Below are 20112 nucleotides of genomic sequence, written 5' to 3'. Positions count from 1 at the left end.
CACCGTTCTCCGTCACTCTCTTTCCAGTCGGGATTGGCGGGCTCTTGAGAACGGTTCACGAGAGACCCAGTTCGTTGTCGATGAAGGCGAACAGCTCGTCGTTGGAGGAGGATCCGATGCGTTCGGCCATCTCGGCGGTGGCGTCGGCGCCGTCGGCGGCCTCGCCCAGCTTCTCCAGGAGCTCCCTCAGCCGGTCGGCCACCTTGGTGCGGGTCTCGCCGTCGTCCATCACGTTGGAGAGCAGCGGCTCCAGCTTGTCGAGCTCGGCGAAGACCACGGGCTCGCCCGCGCCGCCGTCCGGCAGGAGTTCCTCCCGCAGGTGATCCACCAGCGCCGTGGGGGTCGGGTGGTCGAAGACCAGCACGGCCGACAGCCGCAGCCCGGTCTCCGCGTTGAGCCGGTTGCGCAGCTCCACCGTGGTCAGGGAGTCGAATCCCATGTCCTTGAAGGCCATGTCGGGCTCCACGGCCTCCGGCGAGCCATGCCCGAGTACGGTCGCCACCTGCACCCGCACCAGGTCCAGCAGGGCCCGGTACTGGTCGGCCGCGGAGAGACCGGCCAGGCGGTCCCGCAGCGACCCGGTGCCGGTCTGCGCGGTCTCCGCCGCCGCGACCCGGCGCCGGGGCACACGCACCAGACCGCGCAGCAGAGCGGGCACGTCGCCGGTGCGGGCCTGGACGCGCAGGGCGGCGAGGTCCACATGGGTCGGCACGAGCACGGTCTCGTCGGTCCCGAGCGCGTCGTCGAACAGCGCGAGGCCCTCTTCGGAGGTGAGCGCGTTGAGCCCGGCGCGGGCGATGCGCTGGAGGTCGGCCTCGCCGAGGTCCCCGGTCATCTCGCTGCGCTGCTCCCACATGCCCCAGGCCAGGGAGACCGCGGGGAGGCCGAGCGCGCGGCGCTGGTGCGCCAGGGCGTCAAGGAAGGCGTTGGCCGCCGCGTAGTTGGCCTGGCCGCCGCCACCGAAGTTGGAGGAGGCCGACGAGAACACCACGAACGCGGAGAGGTCGAGGCCGCGCGTGAGCTCGTGGAGGTGCAGCGCCGCGTCCACCTTCGGACGCAGCACCCTGTCCACCCGCTCCGGCGTCAGCGACTCCACCACACCGTCATCCAGCACACCCGCCGCATGCACCACGGCCGACAGCGGACGCTCCGAACCAATCCCCTTCAACAGGCTCTCCACCGAAGCACGATCGGCGACATCACACGCCACCGCCGCCGCCTCGGCACCCAGCCCCGCCAACTCCGCCACCAACTCCGCCGCACCCGGCGCCTCCACACCACGACGACTCGTCAACACCAACCGCCGGACACCGTGCTCCACCACCAGATGACGGGCCAACAGCGCACCCAGACCACCCGTACCACCCGTGATCAGCACCGTGCCACGGCCGTCGAACGGCGTGGTCTCCGGCTCGGGCCGGTCCTCGGCCGGGGCCACCCGGGCGAGACGCGCCGCGAGCACCCGTCCGTCGCGCACCGCCACCTGCGGCTCCTCGGCGGTCAGGGCCGTCCGGAGCACCGAGGACACCTCGCCCTGCTCCTCCGGGTCCAGGTCCACCAGGAGGAACTTCCCGGGGTGCTCGGTCTGCGCGGAGCGCAGCAGGCCCCATACGGCGGCCTCGGCCGGGGTGCGCACCTCGTCGGATGCGCGGGCGCCCATCGCGCCGCGGGTCACGAACACCAGGTAGGAGTCGTCGAACCGGTCGTCGGTGACCCACGTCCGCACCAGCTCCAGCGCGCGGTACGTGGTGCCACGCACCCGTCCCGCCAGGTCCGCGCCGTCGTCGATGCCGACCGCCTCCGCGGCGCCCGCCACCATGACGACGTCCGGCGCCGTGGCCCCGGCGTCGACCGCCTCGCGCAGCGCGGCCAGATCCGCGTACGCCACCACGTCCGCGCCCGCGGCCTCGAAGCCGGAGCGCACCCCCAGTTCGTCGGTGCCCAGCACGGCCCAGGTGCCTTCGGAGGCGGGGGCCGGGGCGCCGACGGGGACGGGGGTCCAGTCCAGCCGGAAGAGCGAGTCATGCCCGCCCGCCGGGGAGCCGGCCGACTGGATCTGCCCCTCCGCGACGAGCCGCAGCACCAGGGAGTCGACGGTGGCCACGGAGCGGCCACTGGTGTCGGCCACCGTGAGGCCGATCGAGTCGGGCCCGAGCGAGCTGAGGCGCACCCGCAGCTCCGAGGCGCCCGTGGCCCGCAGTGATACGCCGGTCCAGGAGAACGGGAGCCTGGCGAGACCCGCCTCCTCCTGGGGTACGAACATGACGGCCTGGACCGCCGCGTCCAGCAGGGCCGGGTGCAGTCCGAACCGCCCGGCGTCCGAGGTGTTCTCCTCGGGCAGCCGCACCTCGGCGAAGACCTCGTCGCCACGGATCCACACCGACCGAAGCCCCTGGAACACCGGGCCGTAGGCGAAGCCACCCGCGGCCATCCGGTCGTAGACGTCCTCGGTGTCGATCCGCTCCGCGCCCTCCGGGGGCCATACGGCGAGGTCGGCCGGGCCGGTCTCGTCCGGTGCGCCGCCCTGGGCGAGCAGGCCGGAGGCGTGCTGGATCCACGGCTGCTCCATACCGGGCTCTTCCAGCCGGGAGTACACGTTCAGCGAGCGCGCGCCGTTCTCGTCCGGCCCGCTCACCGCCAGCTGGAGGTGGACCGCGCCGCGTTCGGGCAGCGCCAGCGGCGCCGTGAGGGTCAGCTCCTCGACCCGGTCGCAGCCCACCTGGTCGGCGGCGTACAGGGCCAGTTCGAGGAAGGCGGTGCCGGGCAGCAGGATCGTGTCCTGGATCGTGTGGTCGACGAGCCACGGGTGCGTCTGCGGCGAGAGGCGGCTGGTGAAGAGGAAGCCGTCCGCGTCGGGCAGCTCCACGGCGGCGCCCAGCAGCGGATGCGTCGGCGGGATGAGCCCCACGGCGGTGACATCGCTGGCGAACGACGTCAGGGCCTCCAGCCAGTAGCGCTCCCGCTGGAAGGCGTAGGTGGGCAGCTCGACCTGCCGGGCGTCACGTCCGGCGAAGAGCCGCTCCCAGTCCACCGCGACGCCGTTCACGTGGAGCTCGGCCAGCGCCGTGGTCAGCGCCCGCGTCTCGGGACGGTCCTTGCGCAGCACCGGCACCACGACGGGAGCCGAAGGCTCCTCGGCCGTCAGGCACTCCCGCGCCATCGCGGTGAGCACGCCATCGGGGCCGACCTCGACGAACCGGGACACGCCCTGCGCTTCGAGCGCCCGCACACCGTCCGCGAACCGCACCGCCTCCCGCACATGGCGGACCCAGTACTCCGCGGAGCACACCTCGTCCGCACCGGCCGGCCGACCCGTCACATTGGAGACCAGGGCGATGGCCGGCGGGGTGAACGACAGTTCCTCGACGACCTTGCGGAAGTCGCCGAGCATCGCGTCCATGCGGGGCGAGTGGAAGGCGTGGCTGACCCGCAGCCGACGGGTCTTGCGGCCCTGCCGCTCCCACTCGGCGGCGATCTCCAGCGCCGGTGCCTCGTCGCCCGCGATGACCACGGACGTGGGGCCGTTGACGGCGGCGACGCTCACCTCGGCCGCACGCCCGGCCAGCGACGGAGCGATCTCGTCCTCCGACGCCTGCACCGCCACCATGGCGCCGCCCGCGGGCAGCGCCTGCATCAGCCGGCCACGGGCGGCCACCAGGGCGCACGCGTCCTCCAGCGAGAACACCCCGGCCACGTGGGCGGCGGCGATCTCACCGATGGAGTGGCCGATCACCACATCGGGGCTGACGCCCCAGTGCTCCAGCAGCCGGAACAGCGCCACCTCGACCGCGAACAGCGCGGGCTGGGTGAACGCCGTCCGGTCCAGCAGCTCGGCGTCCGCGCTCCCCTCCGCCGCGAACACCACGTCCCGCAGCGGACGGTCGAGCAGACCGTCCAGGTGGGCGCACACCTCGTCCCACGCGTCGGCGAACGCCGGGAAGGCGTCGTACAGCTCCCGTCCCATGCCGAGGCGCTGCGCGCCCTGGCCCGAGAACAGGAACGCCGTCTTGCCGGCCGCTCCCGCCACGCCGCGTACGACGCCGGGCGCGGTCTCGCCCTTCGCGATGGCCTCGAGGCCACGCAACAGGTCCGCGCGGTCCTCGCCGACGAGCGCGGCCCGGTGGTCGAAGAGCGACCGGGTCATCGCGAGGGAATAACCGACGTCCACGGTGGGCATGAACTCTGCGGTGGCGGTGGCCAGTTGGTCCCGCAGCCGCTCGGCCTGACCCCGGAGGGCGGCGTCGGTCCGGCCGGACAGGATCCACGGCACCGGGGCCGCGGTGGTGTCCGGGGCCTCCTCCGCCCGTGGCGCCTCCGGCTCGTCGGAGACCGGCGCCTGCTCGATGATGGTGTGCGCGTTGGTGCCGCTCACGCCGAAGGCGGACACCGCCGCCCTGCGCGGGTGGTCCCGCTCCGGCCAGGGCACGGCCTCGGTCAGCAGCTCCAGGTCGCCCGCCGACCAGTCCACATGCGGCGACGCCTCGTCCACGTGCAGCGTCTTGGGAAGGGTGCCTTCGCGCATGGCCATCACCATCTTGATGACCCCGGCGACACCGGCGGCCGCCTGCGTATGACCGATGTTGGACTTGATGGCGCCCAGCAGCAGCGGCTGGCCCTCGGGGCGGCCCTGGCCGTAGGTGGCCAGCAGTGCCTGCGCCTCGATCGGGTCGCCGAGCGGAGTGCCGGTGCCATGTGCCTCGACCACGTCCACGTCGGCGGAGACCAGCCGGGCACCGGCCAGCGTCTGCTCGATCAGCCGCTGCTGCGACGGGCCGTTGGGCGCCGTCAGACCGTTGGAGGCGCCGTCCTGGTTGATGGCCGAACCCCGGATGACGGCCAGCACCTTGTGGCCCTTGCGCTGCGCGTCCGACAGCCGCTCCACGAGCAGCATGCCGACGCCCTCGGACCAGCCGGTGCCGTCGGCGGCCGCCGAGAACGCCTTGCACCGGCCGTCGAACGACAGCACCCGCTGGGCGCTGAACTCGATGAACGTACCCGGCGTGGCCATGATGGTCACACCGCCGGCCAGCGCCACCGAGGACTCGCCCTGCCGCAGCGACTGGCAGGCCAGGTGGAGTGCGACCAGCGACGACGAGCACGCCGTGTCCACCGTGACGGCCGGGCCCTCGAAGCCGAAGGTGTAGGAGATACGGCCGGACGAGACGCTGGGGGCGCTGCCGAGTCCGAGGTATCCCTCCACTCCCTCGGCGTCGCTCAGGATGCGCGAGCCGTAGTCGTGGTAGTTGGAGCCGATGAAGACGCCGGTCTGGCTGCCGCGCAGCGCCACGGGGTCGACCCCGGCGCGCTCGAACGCCTCCCAGGAGGTCTCCAGCAGCAGCCGCTGCTGCGGGTCGATCGCCATCGCCTCACGCGGCGAGATCCCGAAGAAGCCCGGGTCGAAGTGGCCCACCTCGTCGAGGAAGCCGCCCGCCTGGACGTAGCTGGTGCCGGACTTCTCGGGGTCCGGGTCGTAGAGGCCGTCGATGTCCCAGCCACGGTCGTCGGGGAACGCGGAGATCACGTCTCCCTCGGCCATCAGCAGGTTCCACAGCTCCTCGGGGCTGCGCACCCCGCCGGGGAACCGGCAGCTCATGCCGATGATGGCGATGGGCTCATCGGTGGTCAGGGGCTTGTCGAGCCCCTCCGGCCGCTGGGGTGCGGCGGCGGTGGCGCCCGAGGTGACCGGCTGGTCGCCGAACATCTCGGTGTGCAGGTACCGGGCCAGCACCGTGGCGGTCGGGTAGTCGAAGACGCAGGTGACCGGCAGTCGGAGGCCGGTCACCACACCGAGGCGGTTGCGCAGCTCGACGGCGGTCAGCGAGTCGAAGCCGAGGTCGCGGAAGGCACGGTCGGCCTCCACCGCGTCCGCGCTGTCGTAGCCGAGGACGTCGGCGGCCTGGTTGCGCACCAGCTCCAGGAGCAGCTTGGGCTGCTCGGCGGCGGGCAGCTCGGCCATCTCCCGGCGCAGCGCGGAAATCGCGTCGTCGCCGTCGCCCGCGTCGGCGCCACCGGCGGCGGCCGGACGGTTCAGCTCGGGCACCTCGCGGAACAGCGCGTTCGGACGTGAGCCGACGAAGTCCGGCTGGAAGCGGTCCCAGTCGATCTCGGCGATGACCAGGAAGGTCTCGTCCAGTTCCAGGGCCTGCTGCATTCCGGAGATGGCCAGCTCGGGCACCATGCCGACCATGCCGGAGCGGTCCATCCGCTCGCCGACCGCGCCGGAGCCGAGGCCGCCTCCGGCCCAGGCGCCCCAGGCGATGGACGTGGCCGGAAGGCCGTCCGCGCGCCGCTGCAGCGCCAGCGCGTCGAGGTAGGCGTTGCCCGCCGCGTAGCTGCCCTGACCCGGGCCGCCCAGCGTGCCCGCCCCGGAGGAGAACAGCACGAAGGCCGACAGGTCCATTCCGGCGGTCAGCTCGTGCAGATTCCGCGTGGCGTCCACCTTCGGGCGCAGCACCCCGGCCGCGCGGCGCACCGTCAGCGCGTCCACCACACCGTCGTCCAGCACACCGGCGGTGTGCACCACGGCGGTCAGCGGGAACTCCCGCGGGATTCCATTCAGCACCGCGGCCAGCGCATCCCGGTCGGCCGCGTCACACGCCGCCACCGTCACCCGGGCCCCGAGGTCTTCCAGCTCCGCCTTCAACTCGGCGGCGCCCTCGGCCTCCATGCCACGACGGCTCGTCAATACCAGATGCCCGGCACCCGTACGCGCCAGCCACCGGGCCACATGGCCACCGAGCGCGCCCGTGCCACCGGTCACCAGCACCGAGCCCCGGCTCTGCCAGGAGCCAAGGCCCTCGGCGTCCTCGGCCGCGGAGGCACGCACCATGCGCTTGGCGAACACACCGGAGCCGCGCACCGCGACCTGGTCCTCGCCCTCCGTGTCCGCCAGCACTCCGATCAGACGGGCCACCGCGCGGCCGTCCATGGTCTCGGGCAGATCGACCGCGCCGCCCCAGCGCTGGGGGTACTCCACGCCGACAATGCGGCCCAGGCCCCACACCATCGCCTGCGCCGGGCTCATCAGCCGGTCGGAGCGACCGACGGAAACCGCGCCACGGGTGCCGCACCACAGCGGGGCCACCACACCCGCGTCGCCCAGCCCCTGGACCAGCGCCACCATGGCCGCCAGTCCGGCGGGCACCACCTCGAACGTCGCGTGGCCGGACTCGTCAAGACCCAGCAGCGAGAACACGCCCGCCACGCCCGAGGGCTCCGCCCCGGCCCCGTCGAGCGCCGCGCGCAGCCGCTCCGCCACTGTCCAGCGGTCGTTGCCCGATTCGTCGAGCACCACCCGGACGATGTCGGCGCCGCTCGTCTCCAGCCCGTTCACCGTGGCGGACACGAGGGCGTCGTCGGCGTGCGACGCGGGGAGGACGACGAGCCAGGTGCCCGAGAGGGCCGCCTCGGTGGCGGACGCCAGGGGCTTCCAGACCACCTTGTAGCGCCAGCTGTCCACCGTGTTCTGCTCACGGCGCTGACGGCGCCAGGACGACAGTGCGGGAAGCAGCGCCGTCAGCGACGACTGCTGCTCCTCGTCCTCCACCTCCAGCGTGCGGACCAGCGCCTCCAGATCCTCGCGCTCCACGGCCTCCCAGAAGCGCGCGTCCACCGCGTCCGCGGCCAGGCCGTCGGCGGTGGCGGACACCTCGGCGGCCGACACGTCCAGCCAGTAGCGCTGACGGCGGAAGGCGTAGGTCGGCAGCTCGACCCGGCGGGCGCCACGGCCCTCGATCAGGGCGGCCCAGTCCACCGTGACGCCGCGCACGAACACCTCGGCGGCGGAGTTCAGGAACCGCTCCGGACCGCCCTCGTCACGCCGCAGCGTGCCGACGACCACGGCCTGCGTCTCAGCGGTTTCAACCGTCTGCTGCACGGGGAGGGTAAGGACCGGGTGCGGGCTGGCCTCGATGAACACGGAGTGGCCGTCGTCCAGCAGCCTCCGCGTGGTGGCCTCCAGTTCGACGGTCTGCCGCAGGTTGCGGTACCAGTACTCGGCGTCCAGACCGGTCGTGTCCACCAGCTCGCCGGACACCGTCGAGTAGAACGGCACCTCGGACGCGCGCGGCTCGATACCGGCGAGGACCCTCAGCAGCTCGTCGCGGATCGCCTCCACGTGTGCGGAGTGCGAGGCGTAGTCCACCGGAACCCGGCGAACCCGGATCTCCTCGCCCTCCAGCCGGACCACCATCTCGTCCAGCGCGCCCGGGTCACCGGACACCACGACGGAACCCGGACCGTTGACCGCGGCGACCGAGATCGCGCCATCCCAGGCGGCGATACGCTCCCTGACCTGCTCGACCGGCAGCCCGACGGACACCATGCCACCACGGCCCGCAAGGCCCACCGCGATGGCCTGCGAGCGCAAGCTGACCACCTTGGCCGCGTCCTGCAGCGAGAGCGCACCGGCCACGCACGCCGCGGCGATCTCGCCCTGGCTGTGCCCCATGACGGCATCCGGCTCCACACCCACCGAACGCCACAGCCTCGCCAGCGACACCATCACCGCGAACAGCACCGGCTGGACCACGTCCACCCGGTCGAAGCCCGGAGCGCCCTCGGCTCCGCGCAGTACGTCCGTCAGCGACCAGTCGACATGGGCCGACAGGGCCGTCTCACACTCGGCCATCGCCTCGGCGAACACCGGCGAGGACTCCAGCAAGTCCACCGCCATGCCCATCCACTGCGCCCCCTGACCGGGGAACACGAACACCGAACGGCCGGCGTCGCCGGTCCTCCCGCGCACCACTCCGTTCGACGTGGAGGTGTCCTCGGCGACCGCCTCCAGCCGCTGGAGGAGTTCCTCACGGCCGGTCCCGGTCACCACGGCCCGGTGCTCGAAGGCGGACCTCGTCGTGGCCAGCGAGAGCGCCACGTCCGCCGTGCTCAGCTCCGGGCGCTCCGTGAGGAATGCGCGGAGCTGCCCGGCCTGCGCCCGCAGCCCCTCGGCGCCACGGCCCGACACGACCCATGCCACCGGGCCGTCGACGGCCCCGGACTCAGTGGCCTCGGCCGCCTCGGACTCCGGGGCCTGCTCCAGGATGGTGTGGGCGTTGGTGCCGCTCATGCCGAACGAGGACACGGCGGCACGGCGCGGGTGATCCCGGTCCGGCCACGGGGCCGTCTCGTGCAGCAGGGAGACGGCGCCGCCGGTCCAGTCGATGTGCGGCGACGGCTCCTCCGCGTGGAGCGTCTTCGGCAGCACGCCCTCGCGCATGGCCATCACCATCTTGATGACCCCGGCGACACCGGCGGCGGCCTGTGTATGACCGATGTTGGACTTGATGCCGCCCAGCCACAGCGGCTGGTCGGTGGGCCGGTCCTGCCCGTACGTGGCCATCAGCGCCTGGGCCTCGATCGGGTCACCGAGGGTCGTACCCGTACCGTGCGCCTCGACCGCGTCCACCTCGGCGGCCGACAGCCGGGCGCTGGTCAGCGCCTGGCGGATGACCCGCTGCTGCGAGATGCCGTTGGGCGCCGTCAGACCGTTGGACGCGCCGTCCTGGTTGATCGCCGAACCCCGGACGACGGCCAGCACCTTGTGGCCGTTGCGCTCGGCGTCGGACAGCCGCTCCACGAGCAGCATGCCGACGCCCTCGCCCCAGCCGGTGCCGTCGGCCGCGGCGCCGAACGGCTTGCACCGGCCGTCCGCCGCCAAGCCGCGCTGCCTGCTGAACTGGACGAACGCCGACGGGGTGGACATCACCGTGACGCCACCGGCCAGCGCGAGCGTGCACTCGCGCTGACGCAGCGCCTGAACGGCGAGGTGCAGGGCCACGAGGGACGACGAGCACGCCGTGTCGACGGAGAGCGCGGGGCCCTCGAGACCCATGGTGTAGGAGATCCGGCCGGAGACGATGCTCGCCGCGTTGCCGGTGCCCGAGTGGCCCTCGACATCCTCCAGGCTCTCGGCCGCGCCGAGCAGGAGCATGGAGTAGTCCTGGCCGTTGGTGCCGACGAACACGCCGGTCCTGCTGCCGCGCAGGGACGTCGGGTCGATGCCCGCCCGCTCGATCGCCTCCCACGAGGTTTCCAGCAGCAGCCGCTGCTGCGGGTCCATCGACAGCGCCTCACGCGGCGAGATCCCGAAGAACGCCGGGTCGAACTGGTCGGCGTTCTCCAGGAAACCGCCCTCGGTCGTATAGCTGGTGCCGGGACGGTCCGGGTCCTCGTCGTAGAGGGCGTCGATGTCCCAGCCCCGGTCCATGGGGAATTCCGAGATCGCGTCGGTGCCCTCCGCCACCATGCGCCACAGGTCTTCGGGAGAGTTCACCCCGCCGGGGAACCGGCAGCTCATGGCGACGATCGCGATCGGTTCCTGGTCCGCCGACTCGGCCTCGAGCAGGCGCTGGCGAGTCTGCTGGAGATCCGCGGTCACCCGCTTGAGATAGTCGAGAAGCTTCTCTTCGTTCATTGTTATGTCACCCATGGAAGTAGTAAGGAACGACCCTCGGGAACCGACCGCGCCAGCTCAGGAGATCCCGAGCTCCTTGTCGATGAAGTCGAAGATCTCGTCCGACGTCGCCGACTGAATCTTGTCCGAAACCGCCTTCTTGCCCGAGGTGGGCGATTCCTGTTCCGCCTCTCCCCACTTCAGAAGGAGCGTCTGCAGGCGCGTGGTGATCCTCGGCCGGTCCACGTCGTCGGCGGAGATCGTGGCCATCGCCGCCTCGATCCGGTCCAGTTCGCCGAGGATCGGTGCGGCCGCCGAGACCCCGTCCCGCACGACGTCGGTCCGCAGTCGGCGGGCGAGCGCCACGGGCGTCGGGTGGTCGAAGACGATCGTCGCGGGCAGGCGCAGGCCCGTCGCCGCGTCGAGCCGGTTGCGCAGTTCGACGGCGGTCAGCGAGTCGAAGCCGAGTTCGCGGAAGGCCCGCTGGGACTCGACCGACTCCACCGACGGGAAGCCCAGCACCATCGCCACCTGCGTGGTGACCAGGTCGAGCAGCGCTCGTTCCTGTTCCGCCTCGGACAGTCCGGCGAGCCGCTCCCGCAGCTCCGAGCCACCGGTCTCGAACTGTGTGGCGGTGCCACCGCCGATCGCGGCCTCCAGGATCCGCCGCGCCTCGGGCACCTCGTCCAGCAGCCGGCTGGCCCGTACGGCGGTGTAGGAGGGGACGAATCGCTCCCAGTCGAGGTCGGCGACGGCCAGGTGGGTCTCCTGCAGGTCGAGGGCCTGCTGAAGGGCCTTGACCGCCAGCTCCGGGGTCATCGCGGCCATGCCGCCGCGCCGCAGCCGGTCCTCCAGCGCCCCATCGACCGCCATGCCGCCCTCGGCCCACGGGCCCCAGGCCACCGAGGTGGCCGCCAGGCCCTGGGCCCGGCGCTGCTGCGCCAGGGCGTCGAGGTAGGCGTTGGCCGCCGCGTAACTGCCCTGCCCGGCGCCGCCGATGGCTCCGGCGAGCGAGGAGAACAGCACGAACGCGGAGAGGTCGAGGCCCTCGGTCAGCTCGTGCAGGTTGCGGGCCCCGTCCACCTTGGGACGCAGCACGCCCGCGACCCGCTCCACCGACATCGCGTCCAGGACACCGTCGTCCAGGACACCCGCCGCGTGTACCACGGCGCTCAGCGGATACCGCTCCGGGATGGCGGCCAGTACGGCGGCCAGGGCCTCGCGGTCGGCGGTGTCACACGCCGCGATGGTCACGTCCGCGCCCAACGCGGTGAGCTCGTCGCGCAGTTCGGCCGCACCGTCGGCCTCCGGGCCACGGCGGCTGGTCAGCACCAGGTGCTCGGCACCGGCGCTTGCCAGCCACCGGGCCACCTGGCTGCCCACTCCCCCGGTGCCGCCGGTCACCAGCACCGAGCCGCGCGCGCTCCACGGCCGGGCCGCGGTCCGCGGCGCGGTGGCCCGCACCAGGCGCCGGGTGAACACACCGGACGTGCGCACCGCCACCTGGTCCTCGAACTCGCCCGCGCCACCGCCCAGCACACCGGACAGCCGGGCCGCGGCCCGCTCGTCGAGCGTCTCCGGGAGGTCGACCAGACCGCCCCAGAGCCGGGGGTGCTCCAGACCGGCGACCCGGCCGAGGCCCCACATCTGCGCCTGGGCGGCGCTGTGCAGGCTGTCGGATCCGGTCACCGACACGGCGCCCCGCGTCGCCACCCACAGCGGGGCCTCGACACCGGCGTCCACGAGTGCCTGCAGGGCGACGAGGTTGAGCGCGAGCCCCTGTGGCACGACCGCGTGCTCGGGGGTGGGGCTCTCGTCCAGGGCCAACAGGGAGAGCACCCCACTGACGGCCCCGTCCGGCGCGGCCTCGGCCGCCGTGCGCAGTCGCCCGGCGACCGCCGCGCGGTCGATGTCCGCCGCGCCGTCGAGGGCGATCCGCGCCACCTCCGCGCCCTGCCGCTCCAGCATGGCCACCGCGGAGGTGACCAGCTCGTCGTCGGCGTGCGACCGCGGAACGATGACCATCCAGGTCCCGGTCAGCGCCCGCTCCGCGAGCTCGGACACCGGGGTCCAGGCGATCTGGTAGCGCCAGCCGTCCACCGTGGACCGCTCGCGGTGGCCCTTGCGGTAGGACGACAGGGCGGGGAGCACCTCGGTCAGCGAGGCGTTCCCGTCCACGTGCAGCGCGGTGGTCAGGGCCTCCAGATCCTCGCGCTCGACCGCGTCCCAGAACCGGGCGTCACCTTCGTCCGCGGAGACGGAGGCGTCGGAGGCACCGCTCGCGGGGGCGTCCAGCCAGTAGCGCTGCCGCTGGAACGCGTACGTCGGCAGCTCGACCCGCCGGACCTCCTCGCCCGCGAACAGGGCCTCCCAGGCCACGGTGACGCCGTGGACGTGGAGTTCGGCCAGCGCCGCCGTCAGGGCCTGGGCCTCCGGGCGGTCCTTGCGCAGCGCGGGCACCACGACGGGGGCGAAAGTCTCCTCCGCCGTCAGGCACTCGCGTGCCATCGCCGAGAGGACACCGTCGGGGCCCACCTCGAAGAACCTGGTCACTCCCGCGTTCTCCAGGGAGCGCATCCCGTCCGCGAAGCGCACCGCCTCGCGGACGTGGCGCACCCAGTACTCCGGCGAGCACACCTCGTCGGCGCCCGCCGACTTGCCCGTCACATTGGACACCAGGGCGATGGCCGGCGGGGCGAACGACAGTCCCTCGACGACCTTGCGGAAGTCGGCCAGCATCGCGTCCATGCGCGGCGAGTGGAACGCGTGGCTGACCCGCAGCCGGCGGGTCTTGCGGCCCTGCTCCGCCCACTGTCCGGCGATCTCCAGCGCCGCTCCCTCGTCACCGGCGATGACCACGGAGGCGTGGCTGTTGACCGCGGCGATGCCCACCTCGGCCGCACGCCCGGCCAGCGACGGCGCGACCTCCTCCTCCGACGCCTCGATGGCGACCATCGCGCCGCCCTCGGGCAGCGCCTCCATCAGCCGGCCACGGGCGGCCACCAGGGTGCAGGCGTCCTCCAGGGAGAACACCCCGGCCACATGGGCGGCGGCGATCTCACCGATGGAGTGGCCGATCACCACATCCGGTGCCACGCCCCACGCGGACAGCAGCCGGAACAGCGCCACCTCGACCGCGAACAGCGCGGGCTGGGTGAACGCCGTCCGGTCCAGCAGCTCGGCATCGGCGCTGCCCTCCGCCGCGAACATCACGTCCTTCAGCGGACGGTCCAGAGTTACGTCCAGGTGTGCGCACACCTCGTCCAGGGCCTGGGCGAACACCGGGAAGGCGTCGTACAACTCCCGCCCCATGCCCAGGCGCTGGGCGCCCTGGCCCGAGAACAGGAACGCGGTGATCCCGGTCGGAGTGGCGACCGAGCGCACGACCCCGGGGGCCTCCTCGCCGGTGGCGACGGCCTCGAGCCCGCGCAGCAGCTCCGTACGGTCCGCGCCGGTCAGCACGGCACGGTGCTCGAACACCGACCGGGTGGCGACCAGGGAGTATCCGACGTCCCTCAGGCTCAGCTCCGGCCGTGCGCTCAGCTGGGCCCGCAGTCGCCGTGCCTGGGCGCGCAGCCCGTCCGCGCTCCGGGCGGAGAGCGTCCAGGGAGCCGCGCCACGGTCGTCGGGAGACGCCACCTCGGCCGGTCGCGTGTCCTGGCCGTCCGAGGGGGCCTGCTCGATGATGGTGTGCGCGTTGGTGCCGCTCACGCCGAACGCGGAGACACCGGCCCGGCGCGGCTGCCCCGTCTCCGGCCACGCGGTGGCCTCGGTCAGCAGCCGCACCTCGCCCGCCGACCAGTCCACTTCGCGTGACGGCTCGTCCACGTGCAGCATCTTCGGCAGCACACCGTGCCGCATCGCCATGACCATCTTGATGACACCGGCGAGCCCGGACGCGGCCTGGGTGTGCCCGATGTTCGACTTCAGCGCGCCCAGCCACAGCGGGCGGCCCTCCGGCCGCTCCTTGCCGTAGGTGGCCAGCAGCGCCTGCGCCTCGATCGGGTCACCCAGCGAGGTGCCCGTACCGTGTGCCTCCACCGCGTCCACCTCGGCGGCCGACACCCCGGCGCTGGCCAGCGCCTGACGGATCACCCGCTGCTGCGAGGGGCCGTTGGGCGCGGTCAGGCCATTGCTCGCACCGTCCTGGTTCACGGCCGAACCCCGCACGATGCCCAGCACCTGGTGGCCGTTGCGCCGGGCGTCCGACAGCCGCTCCACCAGCAGCACATCGGCGCCCTCGCTCCAGCCGGTACCGTCCGCCGCCGCCGAGAACGGCTTGCAGCGGCCGTCGGGAGCGAGCCCGCCCTGCCGGCTGAACTCGACGAACGCCATCGGAGTGGCCATCACCGCCACACCGCCCACCAGCGCCATGGAGCATTCGCCCTGACGCAGCGACTGGCAGGCCAGATGCAGGGCCACCAGCGAGGACGAGCACGCGGTGTCCACCGTGACGGCGGGGCCCTCCAGGCCGTAGGTGTAGGCGAGACGGCCGGAGACCACGCTGCCCGCGTTGCCGGTCAGCAGATGGCCCTCGACGTCCTCGGGCACCGTCTCCAGGTTGGTGCCGTATCCGGAGCCCGAGAAGCCGACGAACACACCGACCTGGCTGCCCCGCACCGACGCGGGGTTGATGCCCGCCCGCTCGAACGCCTCCCACGAGGTCTCCAGCAGCAGCCGCTGCTGGGGGTCGGTGGCCAGCGCCTCACGGGGCGAGATCCCGAAGAAGCCGGGGTCGAACTCGCCCGCGTCGTAGAGGAATCCGCCTTCCCGGGCGTAGAACGTGCCCGGCCGGTCCGGGTCCGGGTCGTACATGCCCGACAGGTCCCAGCCGCGGTCCGACGGGAAGGACGAGATGGCGTCACCGCCGCCGTCGACCAGCTGCCACAGGTCCTCCGGGCTCCGCACCCCACCGGGGAAGCGGCAGCTCATGGAGACGATCGCGATGGGATCGTCGTCCGCGCCGGGCCCGGCCACGGCCCCTGACCCGGTGGCGAGCGCCGGGGACGAGGTGCCCAGCACCTCGGTGCGCAGATGCGCCGCGAGCGTGCCGGCGCTGGGGTAGTCGAAGACCAGCGTGGCGGGCAGGCTGAGACCGGTCTCGGCGGCCAGCCGGTTGCGCAGGTCGACCGCGGTCAGCGAGTCGAAGCCCAGATCCCGGAAGGCCCGGTTCGGCTCGACCATCTCCGCGGAGGCGTAGCCGAGCACGGAGGCGGCGTGCTTGCGCACCAGATCGAGCAGCGCCCGGTCCCGCTCGCCCTCGGTGAGGGGCTTCAGCCGGTCGCGCAGCTGCGCCCCGGCGGCGTCGGCGCCCTCGCCACCGTCGCCCTTCGTCTCCAGCGCCCGGACCTCGTCGAGGTCGCTCAGCAACGGGCTGGGGCGGACCGCGGTGAACGAGGGCGCGAACCGCTCCCAGTCCACGTCCACGACCGTCACCACACCGTCGTCACCGGCCACCGCGCGCTCCAGAGCGGCGATCGCCAACTGGGGTGCCATCGCGGGCAGTCCACGCCGCGCCAGCTGCTCCCCGGCGTCGTCCCGGGTGGCCATGCCGCCCTCGGCCCACGGGCCCCAGGAGACGGCGGTGCCCGCGAGACCCCGCGCACGGCGCCGCTCCACCAGCGCGTCCAGGAAGGCGTTGCCCGAGCCGTAGACGCCCTGGCTGCCGCCACCCCACACACCGGAGATGGACGAGAAGACCACGAACGCGTCGAGCTCACGGTCGCCGAGCAGCTCGTCCAGGTTGACGGCGCCCGCGACCTTGCCCGACACCACCCGGGCCGCGTCCGCGAGCTCGGTCTCCAGCAGGGAGGCCGCGATCGTGACACCCGCCGCGTGCACCACTGCGGTGAGCGGCCGGTGCTCCGGCACGGCGGCCAGGACGGCGGCGAGCGCGTCGCGGTCCGCCGCGTCGCACGCGGCCACCGTCACCTCGGCGCCCATGGCCTCCAGCTCCGCCTTCAACTCGGCGGCGCCTTCGGCCTCGAGACCGCGGCGGCTGGTCAGCACCAGGTGCTCGGCACCGCTCCGGACCAGCCAGCGGGCCACCTGGCCGCCGAGCCCGCCCGTGCCACCGGTGACCAGCACCGTGCCGCGCGCCCGCCACGACGTCTCCTCGCCGACGGCCGGGGCGGACCGCACCAGACGGCGTACGAAGACACCGGAGCCGCGCACCGCGACCTGGTCCTCGCCGCCCTCGACGGACAGCACACCGGCCAGCCGCGCCGCGCCGCGCTCGTCCAGCGACTCGGGCAGATCGACCAGACCGCCCCACAGCGGGGGCAGCTCAAGACCGGCCACCCGGCCCAGCGCCCAGACCATGGCCTGGGTCGGACTGGTGAGCCGGTCCGAACGGCCCACCGACACGGCACCGCGCGTACCGCACCACAACCGGGCCGGAATGTCGGCCTGCACCATGGCCCGCACCAGCACCAGGGTCAGCGCATAGCCGCCCGACAGCGCCGGGTGCCCCGGGCAGGGCTCCTCGTCCAGGGCGAGCAGCGACAGCACACCGCCCAGCTCGGGCGTGTCGGCTGCCACCTCGCGCAGCCGCTCCGCCAGCGCGTCCGCGTCGAGGTCCCGCTCGTCCACCGCGACCGGGACCACACCCGCGCCGTGCCGCTCGAGCCCGGTGACAACCTCCGAGACGAGTTGGTCCCCGGCACGGGCTGCCGGAACCACCACCAGCCACGTCCCCGACAGCGAGCCGTCGGCGGCGTCGGAGAGCGGCTTCCACGACACCCGGTAGCGCCAGCCGTCGATCGTGGACTGGTCGCGGTTGTTGCGGTGGTACGCCGACAGGGCGGGCAGCACCGCGCTCAGCGGCGCCTCGCTGTCGACGGCCAGCGCTCCGGCCAGCGACTCCAGGTCCTGGCGCTCCACCACGTCCCAGAACCGCTCGTCGACGGAGCCGATGGCGTCGGCCACGCCTCCGCCGGTCGGCAGGCCGAAGCCGTCGAGCCAGTAGCGGTCGCGCTGGAAGGCGTAGGTCGGCAGCTCGGCCTGGCGGCCGCCACGGCCCTCCAGCGTGGTCCTCCACTCGACCTTGGTGCCGCGCGCGAACACCTCGGCGGCAGAGGTCAGGAACCGCTCCAGACCGCCCTCGTCCCGCCGCAGCGTGCCGACGACCACGGCCTGCGCCGCAGCGGATTCAACCGTCTGCTGGACGGGAAGGGTGAGCACCGGATGCGGGCTCACCTCGATGAACGTGGCGTGGCCGGCGCCGAGGAGGGTGCGGGTGGTGGCCTCAAGCTCGACGGTCCGGCGCAGGTTGCGGTACCAGTACTCGGCGTCCAGACCGGTGGTGTCCACCAGTTCGCCGGACACCGTGGAGTAGAACGGCACTTCCGACGAAAGGGGCGTGATGTCCGCCAGGACCTTCAGCAGCTCCTCGCGGATGGCCTCCACGTGTGCGGAGTGCGAGGCGTAGTCCACCGGAACCCGGCGAACCCGGATCTCCTCGCCCTCCAACTGGGCGACCATCTCATCCAGCGCCTTCGGGTCGCCGGAGACCACCACCGAACCCGGGCCGTTGACCGCGGCGACCGAGATCGCGCCATCCCAGGCGGCGATTCGCTCCTTGGCCCGGTCCGCCGGCAGTCCGACGGACACCATGCCACCACGGCCCGCGAGACCGGCCGCGATGGCCTGCGACCGCAACGCCACCACCTTCGCGGCGTCCTGCAGCGAGAGCGCACCCGCGACACACGCCGCGGCGATCTCACCCTGGCTGTGCCCCATCACGGCGTCCGGCTCGACGCCCACCGAACGCCACAGCCTCGCCAGCGACACCATCACCGCGAACAGCACCGGCTGGACCACGTCCACCCGGTCGAAGCCCGGAGCACCGTCAACACCGCGCAGTACGTCCGTCAGCGACCAGTCCACGTACGCCGACAGGGCCGTCTCACACTCGGCGATCGCCTCCGCGAACACCGGCGAGGACTCCAGCAAGTCCACCGCCATGCCCATCCACTGCGCCCCCTGACCGGGGAACACGAACACCGAACGGCCACGGACATCCGCCACGCCACGCGTCACACCCGAGGCAACCTCATCCTCGGCCAACGCGCCGAGCCGCTCCAGGAGCTCCTCACGGTCGGCTCCCGTCACCACCCCGCGATGCTCGAACACCGACCGGGTCGCCACCAGCGAGTACGCCACATCGGCGGCGCTCAGCTCCGGACGCTCGGCCAGGAAGCTCCGCAGCCTGCCCGCCTGTGCCCGCAGTCCGGCCGCGCTGCGGCCGGACACCACCCAGGCCACCGGCCCCTCGGTGACCTCGGTCTCGGCCTCCTCGCCCCCCTCGGGCTCGGGAGCCTGCTCCAGGATCGCGTGGGCGTTCGTGCCGCTGATGCCGAACGAGGACACACCGGCCCGGCGAGGCTGCTCGGTCCCGGGCCAGGGGGTCGGCTCGTTGAGCAGCCGGATGTCGCCCTCCGACCAGTCCACCTGGGATGACGGCTCATCCGCGTGGAGGGTCCTGGGCAGCACGCCGTTCCGCATGGCCATCACCATCTTGATGACCCCACCGACACCGGCGGCGGCCTGGGAGTGGCCGATGTTGGACTTCAGCGAGCCCAGCCACAGCGGCTTGTCCTCCGGCCGCTCCTTGCCGTAGGTGGCGAGCAGCGCCTGCGCCTCGATCGGGTCGCCCAGCGACGTACCCGTGCCGTGCGCCTCCACCGCGTCCACCTCGGCGGGCGTCAGCCCCGCGTTCTTGAGCGCCTGGCGGATCACCCGGCGCTGCGAGGGGCCGTTGGGGGCCGTCAGACCGTTGGACGCGCCGTCCTGGTTGATCGCCGAGCCCCGGACGACGGCCAGCACGGGGTGGCCGTTGCGCCGGGCGTCGGAGAGCCGCTCCAGGAGGAGCAGGCCCACGCCCTCCGCCCAGCCGGTGCCGTCGGCACCCGCGCCGAACGCCTTGCACCGGCCGTCGGGAGCGAGCCCTCCCTGCCTGCTGAACTCCACGAACATGCTGGGGGTGAACATGACGGCGACACCGCCCGCGAGGGCCAGCGAGCACTCCTCCTGGCGGAGCGCCTGGCAGGCCCAGTGCAGCGCCACCAGCGACGACGAGCACGCGGTGTCCACCGTCACGGCCGGGCCCTCCAGGCCCAGGGTGTAGGCCACCCGCCCGGAGACCACGGAGGTGGCGTTGCCCGCGAGCAGCAGCCCCTCCACGCCTTCGGGCATCTCGCTGACCCCGGCGCCGTAGCCGGAGGGCGAGGCGCCGACGAACACACCGGCCTGGCTGCCCCGCACCGACGCCGGGTCGATTCCGGCGCGCTCGAACGCCTCCCAGGCGGTCTCCAGCAGCAGCCGCTGCTGGGGGTCGGTGGCGAGCGCCTCCCGCGGGCTCATGGAGAAGAAGCCGGGGTCGAAGTCGCCGGGCGCGTCCAGGAATCCGCCCTCACGGACGGAGAAGGTGCCGGACCGGTCCGAGTCCGGGTCGAAGAAGCCATCCACGTCCCAGCCCCGGTCGGGCGGGAACTCGGTGATGGCGTCGCCGCCTTCGGCGACGAGCCGCCACAGCTCCTCCGGAGTCCTCACACCCCCCGGGTACCGGCAGCTCATCGCCACGATGGCGATGGGCTCCCGGTCCCGCTCCTCCACCTGTCGAAGTCGCCGACGAGCCTGACGCAGGTCAGCGGTCACCTTCTTGAGGTAGTCAAGGAGTTTTTCGTCTTCCGCCACTATCCCCAGCCCCTTGAAACACT

At 73.0% G+C, this 20112-nt stretch carries 2 protein-coding genes; both read right to left on the bottom strand.

Translation table 11 applies throughout. From position 1 onward, the window contains the following. Nucleotides 1-55 precede the first annotated feature (55 nt). Nucleotides 56-10414, bottom strand: coding sequence for a type I polyketide synthase (locus J2Z30_RS36125; protein WP_209468991.1), 10359 nt, complete (start codon nucleotides 10412-10414; stop codon nucleotides 56-58). A gap of 57 nt (nucleotides 10415-10471) precedes the next feature. Next, nucleotides 10472-20089: a type I polyketide synthase gene (locus tag J2Z30_RS36120; RefSeq protein WP_209468990.1), complete on the bottom strand. Its 9618-nt coding sequence runs from the start codon at nucleotides 20087-20089 to the stop codon at nucleotides 10472-10474. Nucleotides 20090-20112 lie beyond the last annotated feature (23 nt).

It is taken from the genome of Streptomyces iranensis (genome assembly GCF_017874715.1).
GTDB classification, from domain to species: Bacteria; Actinomycetota; Actinomycetes; order Streptomycetales; family Streptomycetaceae; genus Streptomyces; species Streptomyces iranensis.
The sequence above is the reverse complement of the archived record's forward strand: the minus strand, read 5'-3'. Positions and strand labels throughout refer to the sequence as shown.